The sequence below is a fragment of the Mycobacterium sp. genome (genome assembly GCF_032162605.1).
GTDB lineage: Bacteria > Actinomycetota > Actinomycetes > Mycobacteriales > Mycobacteriaceae > Mycobacterium.
Genome location: NZ_JAVROT010000169.1, coordinates 1 through 10052, shown reverse-complemented (window position 1 = coordinate 10052; position 10052 = coordinate 1). Strand labels below are relative to the sequence as shown.

The 10052-nt window shown below is 66.8% G+C and carries 12 protein-coding genes and 2 pseudogenes; 9 read left to right on the top strand and 5 right to left on the bottom strand.

Annotated features, from left to right (window positions below; genetic code table 11):
* Together QOI01_RS10290 and QOI01_RS10285 are read right to left on the bottom strand one after the other, a co-directional pair.
* A partial coding sequence (locus QOI01_RS10290; protein ID WP_526380498.1) for an rRNA adenine N-6-methyltransferase family protein occupies positions 1 to 279 on the bottom strand: 279 nt, incomplete at its 3' end.
* A 155-nt stretch (positions 280 to 434) separates the two neighbouring features.
* Positions 435 to 1202, bottom strand: coding sequence for an enoyl-CoA hydratase (locus QOI01_RS10285; protein WP_526380504.1), 768 nt, complete (start codon positions 1200 to 1202; stop codon positions 435 to 437).
* Between the two features lie 38 nt (positions 1203 to 1240).
* On the opposite strand from QOI01_RS10285, the gene QOI01_RS10280 reads away from it, so the two are divergent.
* Together QOI01_RS10280 and QOI01_RS10275 are read left to right on the top strand one after the other, a co-directional pair.
* A complete protein-coding gene (locus QOI01_RS10280; RefSeq protein WP_526380496.1) occupies positions 1241 to 1507 on the top strand; it encodes a DUF2277 family protein in 267 nt (88 codons plus the stop codon).
* Positions 1504 to 2052, top strand: coding sequence for a DUF1802 family protein (locus QOI01_RS10275; protein WP_526380494.1), 549 nt, complete (start codon positions 1504 to 1506; stop codon positions 2050 to 2052). Before QOI01_RS10280 ends, QOI01_RS10275 begins: the two co-directional genes overlap by 4 nt.
* On the opposite strand, the pseudogene QOI01_RS10270 reads toward QOI01_RS10275, so the two are convergent.
* Positions 2041 to 2499 (bottom strand): annotated as a pseudogene (locus QOI01_RS10270) (CocE/NonD family hydrolase); the annotation flags it as partial. The gene QOI01_RS10275 and the pseudogene QOI01_RS10270 sit on opposite strands and share 12 nt — an antisense overlap.
* A gap of 16 nt (positions 2500 to 2515) precedes the next feature.
* Between QOI01_RS10270 and QOI01_RS10265 the strand changes: the two are divergent.
* Positions 2516 to 3339: pseudogene (locus tag QOI01_RS10265) on the top strand (hypothetical protein); the annotation flags it as partial.
* 4 nt (positions 3340 to 3343) lie between these two features.
* Here QOI01_RS10265 and QOI01_RS10260 read toward each other — a convergent pair.
* A complete protein-coding gene (locus QOI01_RS10260) occupies positions 3344 to 3928 on the bottom strand; it encodes a DUF3558 domain-containing protein (protein ID WP_526380502.1) in 585 nt (194 codons plus the stop codon).
* A 131-nt stretch (positions 3929 to 4059) separates the two neighbouring features.
* Here QOI01_RS10260 and pptH point away from each other — a divergent pair, with 131 nt between their 5' ends.
* The 5 genes from pptH (at position 4060) to QOI01_RS10235 (ending at position 8428) form a co-directional block, all read left to right on the top strand.
* Positions 4060 to 5037: an ACP phosphodiesterase PptH gene (gene pptH / locus QOI01_RS10255; protein ID WP_526380493.1), complete on the top strand. Its 978-nt coding sequence runs from the start codon at positions 4060 to 4062 to the stop codon at positions 5035 to 5037.
* A 31-nt stretch (positions 5038 to 5068) separates the two neighbouring features.
* Entirely contained in the window at positions 5069 to 5728 is a 660-nt protein-coding gene (gene pptT / locus QOI01_RS10250; protein WP_526380491.1) for a 4'-phosphopantetheinyl transferase PptT, read from the top strand.
* A gap of 80 nt (positions 5729 to 5808) precedes the next feature.
* On the top strand, positions 5809 to 6648 hold the full coding sequence (gene truB, locus QOI01_RS10245) for a tRNA pseudouridine(55) synthase TruB (RefSeq protein ID WP_526380500.1): 840 nt from the start codon (positions 5809 to 5811) through the stop codon (positions 6646 to 6648).
* Positions 6649 to 6800: 152 nt separating this feature from the next.
* The gene (locus QOI01_RS10240) at positions 6801 to 7166 is read left to right on the top strand and encodes a hypothetical protein (protein ID WP_526380489.1); all 366 of its coding nucleotides are present in this window, start codon (positions 6801 to 6803) and stop codon (positions 7164 to 7166) included.
* A gap of 11 nt (positions 7167 to 7177) precedes the next feature.
* A complete protein-coding gene (locus QOI01_RS10235; RefSeq protein ID WP_526380488.1) occupies positions 7178 to 8428 on the top strand; it encodes an acyl-CoA dehydrogenase family protein in 1251 nt (416 codons plus the stop codon).
* A 134-nt stretch (positions 8429 to 8562) separates the two neighbouring features.
* Here QOI01_RS10235 and mntR read toward each other — a convergent pair whose 3' ends face one another.
* Positions 8563 to 9270 (bottom strand): manganese-binding transcriptional regulator MntR, encoded by a 708-nt coding sequence (mntR, locus tag QOI01_RS10230; RefSeq protein WP_526380486.1) that lies wholly within the window; start codon positions 9268 to 9270, stop codon positions 8563 to 8565.
* Positions 9271 to 9351: 81 nt separating this feature from the next.
* On the opposite strand from mntR, the gene QOI01_RS10225 reads away from it, so the two are divergent.
* On the top strand, positions 9352 to 10052 hold a 701-nt coding region (locus QOI01_RS10225; protein ID WP_526380484.1), incomplete at its 3' end, for a bifunctional riboflavin kinase/FAD synthetase.

Here is a 10052-nt window from a genome sequence, read left to right as displayed (position 1 = left end):
GTCTCCGTAGGCCAGCGAGGTGGCGTCACCGTTGACGACCTCGACCGACGGCGCGTCGGCGAAGCGGTCCCGCAACATCGCGGCGAGCTCGTCGTCGAACTCGACCGACGTCAGGCGCGGTGCCTTCTCGCTGAGGGCCTCGGTGGTGGCGCCGTAGCCGGGACCGACCTCGAGCACGTCGTCGCCGAGGTCGGTTTCACCGAGTGCCCAAGGCAGGATGACCTCGCGGATGGCTTGGCGCCACTCGTCGCTGCCGCACATCTGATGTGCCTCGTTCATGGCGGCAGCCTACGCCGGGCCGCCACGCGGGACCGCTCGTCCAGGGCCGCGAGCGTGCGTGGAATGTCAGATGTCCCGGCGTGTCTCGGCACAGACACGCACGCTCGCGCGAGAAGTTGGGTCGCGCAGTTGGGGCCCCGCGGGGAGGTGAGCCGTTACTGCACCTGGGCGCGTCCGCGTTCCAGCACCGCCGACCGGTTCGCGGCGATGTCGTCGCCCGTCGTGTCGCGCATCCACTGGGTCGCCGAAGTCGCCTCGATCCACAGGCCCGGGCTGGTCTGCTGCTCGTCGATGCGGTGATAGGACCCCAACAGTGCCCGCACCGCCTTCTGGTTGTTGCCCACGATCGATCCGGCGACCCGTCGCGCGGCGGGCAGCAGGTCGCCGTGGGCGACGATCTCGGTGACCAGTCCGGCCCGCAGTGCGTCGCCAGCGGAGAGGTAGTCACCGGTAAGGCTCATCCGCCGGGCCATGCCGATACCGACCTTCTGCGGTAGCCGTACGCTCAGCCCCCACGTCGGCAACAGCCCGACGCGGGCGTGGGTGTCGGCGAAGCGAGCGTGTTCCGAGGCGATCAGGATGTCGCAGTACAGAGCGAGTTCGAGTCCACCCGTGACCGCGGCGCCGTTGATGGCCCCGATCACCGGCTTGTTCATGGCGGGCCACTTGGGGGAGATGTCCGGCAGGTCGGTGGCGTCGCCGAGTTCCTTGAGATCTAGTCCTGCGCAGAACACCGGGTCGGCGCCGGTGAGGATCACGGCGTCGACGTCGTCGTCGGCCTGAGCCGCGCGCAGCGCCGCATAGAACTGGGTGCGCAGTTCGGTCGACAGCGCGTTGCGCGCCTGGGGCCGATTCAAGGTCAGCGTGCGGACGCGGTCGGTGGTGTCGATCGACAGGACGGAGTTGTGTTCGGCGCTCGGCATGCCCTCACCGTATCGAGCCATCGACCTATGGTGGAGGCATGTGCAGGAACATCACCGAGTTGCGCGGCCTTGAGCCCGCAGCGACCGCCGAGGAGATCGAGGCGGCGTCACGCCAATACGTCCGCAAGGTCAGTGGTCTCACCCGCCCGACCGCCGCCAACGCCGATGCCTTCGAGGCCGCGGTCGCGGAGGTCACCGCGACCACCACGCGACTGCTGTCCCAGCTGCCGCCGCGGCGACAGCCGCCGAAGACGATTCCGCCGCTGCGTCGCCCTGAGGTCCGAGCCCGGCTCGCGGCGCAGTGAGCACGCCCGCGCTCAAGGAGTGGAGCGCGGCGGTGCACGCGATGCTCGACGGCCGTCAGACCGTGCTGTTGCGCAAGGGTGGCATCCACGAGAAGCGGTTCGATCTCGCCGCCGGTGAGTTCGTATTCTTTCCCACCGTGGCGCACGGGCATGCCGAGCGCGTCCGCACCGAGCATCGCGACCTGCTCGATGCGGCGGGCCGCGACAGTACCGACGACCAAATCGTCCTCAGGGCCGGCGCGAAAGTGGTTGCGGCCGTGCCGGTCAACCGTCCAGAAGGTCTCGACGACCTTGAGGACACCCATATCTGGACGGCGGCGTCGGTGCGCTCCGACCGGCTGGACTTCAGGCCCAAACACCGGCTGACCGTTCTGGTGGTGCAGGCGCGACCGCTGGCTCAGCCGCAGCGTCTGCCGAGGGATCCCGCGTACGCGGGATGCAAGAGCTGGGTCGACCTGCCGGTCTCGCCCGACTGGGCCGACCCCATTCACGACGACGCGACGCTGGCGGCGATCGCCGAGCGCGTCCGGGCGTCAGTCGGCTGACGGCGGGGTGGACCCTGCTGGGAGCACCAGGCGTGACTGCCCGCCTGCGCCGTGATGGACGTTGTGCTTGGCGCGTGTAACCGTGGTTCCGGAGATCGGCGGCTCGTCAGTGCCCAGGTTGCGGACGAAGCGGGGGTGTGAACCGCCCGCCACCATCACCCGGAGTCTGGAGCCGGCCGGGAATCGATGTGCCACCGCGTCGAGCTCGAGCCGGACGGTGCCGGAATCGGTTGTGAGTCTGATGAATCCGTCGCTCACATTGGTCGACTTCCCCAACGCGTCAACCTCGCTGAGCCGGACGAAGACGTCGTTGTGGGGGTTGCCGCACGAGTGCGACAGTTCGACCACCGGGTGGCCAAACACGTAGAGATCGTGGGGGAGGGGGTCGCCGGTGAAGTCCACGACGTCGGGACGCAGGGAGAGTCGCGTGTCGTCGCGGTAGCCAGCGCCAGACAACCCGGAGGTGCGGGATTCCGTGAGCTTCTGGGTGTTCGACGACCGCGGCGAGCTCGGTCTGCCCCGCGTCGGCATCGAGGCGCTGTCGTCGAGCTGGGAGGCGCACGCGATCCAGGTCAACGTGGCGTTCCCCGACGGCGGGGTGTTCCGGGTGCGTCAAGACGCGCCAAGTTGGCCTGCGGAGGGTCCGGACGGACGGCCGACGGTGCTGGGCGCGGGCCCCCTGGGCTTCACTTGCATACGCGAATTCGACACCTGGCGAATGACTTTCGATGGGCAGCCGATGCAGACGTCATCGGCTGACCTGGTGGCGGCCCGCACGACCGGCCCATTGGTCGACGTGCACTTCGACGTCGAAGCCACCTTGGCGGTACCACCCTGGATCCAGGGCGCCCTCGACGAGAAGTCGGCGACTCAACTCGCGAAATCGGTCGAAGGCGACCTCATGGGCGGGCCCGGTACGAGCAGCTGTTCAGGGCAAGGGGAGCGCTGCGCGTCGACGGCGACGAGGCCACGTTCACTTCTCCGGCGACGGGGACCTGACTCCTGCTCACGTGGTCGAAGCGCCGTGGTTGCGTCGGCTGCAAACCGCTAGAGGACGTCTCCGTCGTGTTGGAGACGGAGGACGGCACCGTGCGCATAAGTGGCGAGACCGTGCTCTCCACTCACGACATCACCGATCCCGGCGAGGTTCCCGCCGAACAACTCGCCATGATGGCGAACTGGACCTTCCCCGCACTGCAGCAGGCCGGCGTGCGGTACACATGGGACGGGAAGCAGAGCTACGGGATGATCGAACGGTCGATCCCGATGGATCGGCTCGAGAAGGCTTCAATTAGAACTTGTAGAACGACACCAGTTGCTGTGCGCGCTGAAGATTGGTCTGCATGCAGTCCACGTCATCGGCGCTGTAGACCGGAGTGTAGAACAGCGACTGCTGGAGCACCCCGTAGCTGGTGTCGAACGCGATCATGCAGCTGAACCAGAAGCGGTTGTTGCGGTCCGACGGCTTCAGGATCCAGTACTGCGCAGCGCGGTGGCCAGCGATGTCGAGTTCGACGGCGTCCGCGGGAAGCGTCTGTGCGTAGGTCCGCCAGACGAAGGCCTCGACGGCCATCTGGTAATTGCCCGCGTCGTAGTGGCACCGGAGGCCGTCCTCGTGCTCCGGCGGTGTGAAGCCCAGTCCGAGTTGGTTGATGACGTCGATCGGGATGTCCTCGCAGGGATCGAACGGCCGTGGATCGACGGTTTCAATGACCGGCCACTTGATGCTGCTCGAGACCCCGGTCATCGGCGCTGACGTGGACCTCAGCTCGACGGACCCGGGGCCGCGTCCGACGAGCGGATTGGCCTGCCAGACGACGACCACCGCCGCGATCAGGGCACACATCGCCGACAGCAGGCGCATCTTGGCGAGAATGGGACCCCTCTTGCGCTCGTTGTCCATTGCCGGGAGTGTACAAGTCGCGAACCGCCGCCAGGACCGGAAAGGAGAACATGTTCTAGTTGCCGGGCGACCGGGCGCCGGTGGCGCAAGTAGGCTGGCTGGTTGTGTCTTCCAATGTTTCGGGGCCGTCTCAGGATCATCGGCATCCAACCCTCTGGGCGATCAGCGATCTTCACATCGGTCATACCGGTAACAAGCCCGTCACCGAATCGCTCTACCCGTCGTCGCCGGACGACTGGCTGATCGTCGCGGGTGACGTCGCCGAACGTACCGATGAGATCCGGTGGTCGCTGGACCTGCTGCGCAAGCGGTTCGCCAAGGTGATCTGGGTGCCTGGTAACCACGAGCTGTGGACCACCACCAAGGACCCGATGCAGATCTTCGGCAGGGCCCGGTACGACTACCTGGTCAACATGTGCGACGAGATGGGCATCCTCACTCCGGAGCATCCCTTTCCGGTGTGGACCGACGAAGGTGGACCGGCGACCATCGTGCCGATGTTCCTGCTCTACGACTATTCATTCCTGCCGGAGGGCACCGCGACCAAGGCGGAGGGCCTCGCGGTGGCACGTGAGCGCAACGTGGTCGGCACCGACGAGTTCCTGCTGTCCGCCGAGCCGTATGCCACGCGCGACGCCTGGTGCCGCGACCGGGTGGTCCAGACCCGCAAGAAGCTCGAGGACCTCGATTGGATGACGCCGACCGTGCTGGTGAATCACTTCCCGCTGGTGCGCGATCCATGTGACGCGATGTACTACCCGGAGTTCGCGCTGTGGTGCGGTACGACCGCGACGGCCGACTGGCACACGCGGTACAACGCGGTCTGCTCGGTCTATGGCCATCTGCACATCCCTCGAACCACCTGGTACGACGGCGTGCGGTTCGAGGAAGTCTCGGTGGGCTATCCGCGGGAGTGGCGCCGCCGCAAACCGTATCGGTGGATGCGACAGATCCTGCCCGACCCGAAGTACCCACCGGGGTATCTCAACGACTTCGGTGGCCACTTCGAGGTCACGCCGGAGATGCGTGCAGGCGCGGAGAAGATGCAGGAGAAGATTCGAGCTCAGAGGTCCGGCCGATGAGCGCTTGCGGGAAGAGCAAAGGACCACGACGGTGAGACTGCTCGCGGGTGTGCTGCCCGCCGTAGTGGCGTCGGCCGAACTCTATGACGACCCGCCGGACCTGGCACCGCTGCCCGAGGAAGAGCCGCTCATCGCCCGTTCGGTGGCCAAGCGGCGCAACGAGTTCGTCACCGTGCGCTACTGCGCACGCCAGGCGCTGGGTGAGCTGGGGTTGCCGCCCGTACCGATCCTCAAGGGGGACAAGGGCGAACCGTGCTGGCCCGAGGGTGTGGTCGGCAGCCTCACGCACTGTGCGGGCTTTCGTGGCGCTGTGGTGGGGCGCGTGAGCGACGTCCGGTCCGTCGGGATCGACGCCGAACCCCACGACGTCTTGCCCGAGGGCGTGCTGGACGCGATCAGCCTGCCCGAGGAACGTCGGCAGCTCACGTCGCTCGGTGGTGACCTGCATTGGGATCGAATCCTGTTCTGCGCCAAGGAGGCGACGTACAAGGCATGGTTCCCGCTGACCCACCGCTGGCTGGGCTTCGAGGACGCGCACGTCACGTTCGAACTCGACGGGTCCGGTAGCTCGGGCACCTTCGAGTCGCGGATACTCGTCGATCCGGCGGCCGAGTCGGGGCCGCCGCTGACCGCGCTCTCCGGGCGTTGGTCGGTTGCGGACGATTTGACCCTGACGGCGATCGTGCTGTGAGTGGGCCTCCGGCGGGCAGGAGCGCAGCGACCGGGGGATCGGTCGCGGCTGGCCTCGTCGTCATCGACAAGGCTGCCGGGATGACCAGCCACGACGTGGTGGGCCGCTGCCGGAGGGTCTTCGGCACCCGCAAGGTGGGGCACGCGGGAACGCTTGACCCGATGGCCACCGGTGTCCTGGTCGTCGGGATCGAGCGCGCCACCAAGATCCTCGGCCTGCTCACCGCAACGGACAAGTCGTACGCCGCCACGATCAGACTTGGGCAGACCACTTCCACCGAGGACGCCGAAGGCGAAGTCCTTCAAACGTTTTCGGCGGATCACGTCACCGACGGCAGCATCGAGGACACTGTCGCAGGACTGCGCGGCGAGATCTATCAAATCCCCTCGGCGGTGAGCGCCATCAAGGTGGACGGACAACGGGCCTACAAGCTGGCGCGAGAGGGCAAGACCGTCGAACTGGCCGCGCGCCGGGTGCGGATCTCGCGGTTCGACGTAGGAGCCGTCCGACGTGCCGACGGTTTCGTCGACGTCGACGTCGAGGTCGATTGCTCGTCGGGCACCTACATTCGCGCGTTGGCCCGCGATGTCGGGGCAGCCCTCCGCGTCGGCGGTCATCTCACCGCGCTGCGGCGCACCAGGGTCGGCCGGTACGGGCTGGGCGAGGCGCACACCTTGGAACAGCTGGCCGACGAGCCACGGCTGAGCTACTCCCTCGACGAGGCCTGCCTGCTTGGCTTTCCACGACGCGACCTCACCGCAGAGGAGTCGGAGTCGGCATCGAACGGAAGATCCTTGGCATCGGCCGGGTTTGACGGCGTGTACGCCGCGACTGCCACGGACGGCCGGGTCATCGCACTGCTGGCCGACGACGGCGCGCGCACGAAGTCGGTCGTCGTGATCCGCCCGTCCACCCTCTAGTTCGCCCGTTGGGGCGATGACATACTGGCTGGTATTCATATCAGAGTGGCAAGGGGAGGAGCGGTGTCGACCAAGGACGCAGGCACCGTGCGGCGTACTCAGGCCGAGCGCAGCACGGGGATGCCGACCCGGCTCCTCGACGCCACCGTGGAATGCGATCGAGCATCTCGCCCAACAGCGCCCTCACCGCCGCCATCGGCGAGTTGATGCCGGACCACCTGGCGCCCAAGGAATTGCATGACATCGCGTACACCGCGATCGACGCGCTGCCGGGGGATCCTCGTCGCGAGCTTCGTCGACCAGGATGCGGCGCGGGCCAGGCGGCGGTGGGATCGCGTGTGCACTCGGATGCACGGACCTGGCAGCTGCGCGGCGCCGCCGTCGTGACGGCCTACCAACGCGCCGAACGCTCGCTCGCGAGGGAACGCAACCAGGAACAAGTAGTAGGAAAGATGGGACACATCGAGCGACCGAGAAGTGTCCCATCACCGGAAAGGCGTTCGCGTGCGAACACATAGAGGAGTCAACGATGTTCGAGTGGTCTGACACCGACGTCATCATGCGCGACACCATGCGCGCGTTCATCGAGAAGGAGATCCGTCCGCACCTGGACGCGCTGGAGAGCGGCGAACTCTCGCCGTATCCGATCGCCCGCAAGCTCTTCAGCGAGTTCGGCCTCGACGTGATGGCCGCGGAGGCCGTCAAGGGCATGCTCGAAAGGGAGCGGGCCTGGGCTGAGTCCGGATCCGGGCAGGACGCCGAGAAGAAGGGCGGGGGGCTGGGGGACATCGCTGCACAGGCCTCGATGGCGGTCGCCATGGTGTCCGAGCTCGCGGGGGTCAGCATCGGGTTGCTCAGCACCGTCGGCGTCAGCCTCGGCCTGGGCGCGGCCACCATCACGAGCCGCGGCACGCTGGCGCAGAAGGAACGTTGGCTGCCCGATTTGATGACGCTGGCGAAGATCGCCGCGTGGGCCATCACGGAACCCGACGCGGGATCGGATGCCTTCGGAGGCATGAAGACCTACGTGCGTCGTGACGGGGCGGACTACCTCCTCAACGGGCAGAAGACGTTCATCACCAACGGCCCGGACGCCGACGTGCTCGTCGTCTACGCCAAGTTGGACGAGGGCGATGCGGGAGCGGACAAACGTAACCGCAAGGTGCTGACCTTCGTGCTCGACTCGGGCATGCCAGGCCTGACGCAGGGCAAGGCCTTCAAGAAGATGGGCATGATGTCATCGCCCACGGGCGAGTTGTTCTTCGATGACGTGCGGCTCACCCCGGATCGGCTGCTGGGCGAGACCGAGCACCACACCGGCGGCGACGGCCGGGACAGCGCGCGCGCCAACTTCGTCGCCGAGCGTGTAGGGATCGCGGCGATGTCGCTTGGCATCATCAACGAGTGTCACCGACTGTGCGTCGACTACGCGAAGACCCGCACGTTGTGGGGCAAGGAGATCGGGCAGTTCCAATTGATCCAGCTCAAGCTGGCGAAGATGGAGGTAGCTCGAATGAACGTGCAGAACATGGTGTTTCAGACCCTCGAGCGACTCAAGGCGGGCAAGCCGCCGTCGTTGGGCGAAGCGTCGGCCATCAAGTGGTACTCGTCAGAGGCTGCGACCGAGGTGGCCATGGACGCCGTTCAGCTCTTCGGCGGCAACGGCTACATGACCGAGTACCGCGTCGAGCAGCTGGCCCGTGACGCCAAGTCGCTGATGATCTACGCAGGCAGCAACGAAGTGCAGATCACCCACGTGGCCAAGGGCCTGCTTGCGTGATCACCGAATCCCGGGCCGCTGTCAACGGCGTGGGCACTCGGGTGTCGTCCGTGGAGGGGAGCGGAACGCGGTCGTGCGCCTCGTCCTGCGGTCGGTAGACCGTTTCGACGACGGAAGTGAGGCGCCCTGGCTGGCTAGACCACCCAGATCGCTTCTGCTGCAGGGTTTCCCAAGTCGATGGTGGTGGCCGGTGGCTCCGAGCCGACGTGCACGGCCGCGTCCTCTATGGCCACCGAGATCATGCCTGCGAAGTCGCGACGGGCCACCACGCGAAGTCGCGAGTCCAGTCTGATGCCGACGTTAGCGAAGTAGCGCAGCATCTCGGGGTCGGCGTCTGAGATCCGGGCGACGGTGCCTTCCTCGCCGTCCTGGCAGACCGACAGCTGGCGTGCCGCCGGGGTGGGGACCCGCCCGTCGGCGGCGGGGATCGGATCGCCATGCGGATCGCGGGTCGGATATCCGAGTTTGGCGTCGATGCGCATCAGCATCCGGTCGGACACCGCGTGCTCGAGGATCTCGGCCTCGTCGTGCACCTCATCCCAGCCGTAGCCGAGCTCGCGCACCAAAAAGGTCTCCATCAACCGGTGGCGGCGCACCATCGCGAGGGCGGCCGTGCGTCCGGACTCGGTCAGGGACACCGCGCCGTACTTCTCGTGATCGACGAGACCCTGGTCGGCGAGCTTGCGGATGGACTCCGACGCCGTGCTCGCGGAGACCCCGATGCGTTCGGCGAGCATCTTCGTGCTGACCTTGTCGACCGACCACTCCTGCGCGGTCCAGATGACCTTCAGGTAATCCTGGGCAACTGACGACAAGTCGTGAGTGCTGTCGCCGGGGTTCATATCGTCGAAGTTTAGGCAATCCTCTGCGCATCCGGGCATCTAGCGACACCGACGTCCCCGGCGCGTCGTAGGCTTGCCGTCGTGCAGCGCTGGCGGGGCCAAGACGAGATCCCCACGGACTGGGGCAGATGTGTCGTCACGATCGGTGTGTTCGACGGTGTCCACCGCGGCCACGCCGAGCTCATCAACCATGCGGTCAAGGCGGGTAGATCCCGTGAGGTGCCGACGGTTCTGATGACGTTCGACCCCCATCCGATGGAGGTCGTCTTTCCCGGCAGCCACCCCGCCCAGCTGACCACGCTCACCAGACGCGCCGAACTCGTCGAGGAGATGGGCGTCGACGTCTTCCTCGTCATGCCGTTCACCCTAGACTTCATGAAGCTGACGCCCGAGCGCTACATCCACGAACTGCTGGTGGAGCGGTTGCACGTCGTCGAGGTGGTGGTCGGCGAGAACTTCACCTTCGGAAAGAAGGCCGGCGGCAACGTCACCATGCTGCGCAAGGCCGGGGAACGATTCGGGTTCGCCGTCGAGAGCATGTCTCTGGTGTCAGAACACCACACGGACCAGACCAGGGACCAGACCGTGACCTTCTCGTCGACCTACATTCGATCCTGCGTCGACGCCGGTGACGTCGTCGTGGCGGCCGAGGCTCTCGGCAGGCCACACCGCGTGGAGGGTGTGGTGGTGCGCGGCGACGGTCGCGGCAAGGGGCTCGGATTCCCCACCGCCAACGTGGCGCCCCCGATGTACTCGGCGATCCCGGCCGACGGCGTCTACGC

Coding starts and splice junctions, on each gene's coding strand:
- truB (WP_526380500.1), top strand. CDS start 5,809: ATGACCAGCCACGACGTGGTGGGCCGCTGCCGGAGGGTCTTCGGCACC.
- mntR (WP_526380486.1), bottom strand. CDS start 9,270: ATGAACCCCGGCGACAGCACTCACGACTTGTCGTCAGTTGCCCAGGAT.
- QOI01_RS10285 (WP_526380504.1), bottom strand. CDS start 1,202: ATGCCGAGCGCCGAACACAACTCCGTCCTGTCGATCGACACCACCGAC.
- QOI01_RS10240 (WP_526380489.1), top strand. CDS start 6,801: ATGCGATCGAGCATCTCGCCCAACAGCGCCCTCACCGCCGCCATCGGC.
- QOI01_RS10280 (WP_526380496.1), top strand. CDS start 1,241: ATGTGCAGGAACATCACCGAGTTGCGCGGCCTTGAGCCCGCAGCGACC.
- QOI01_RS10235 (WP_526380488.1), top strand. CDS start 7,178: ATGTTCGAGTGGTCTGACACCGACGTCATCATGCGCGACACCATGCGC.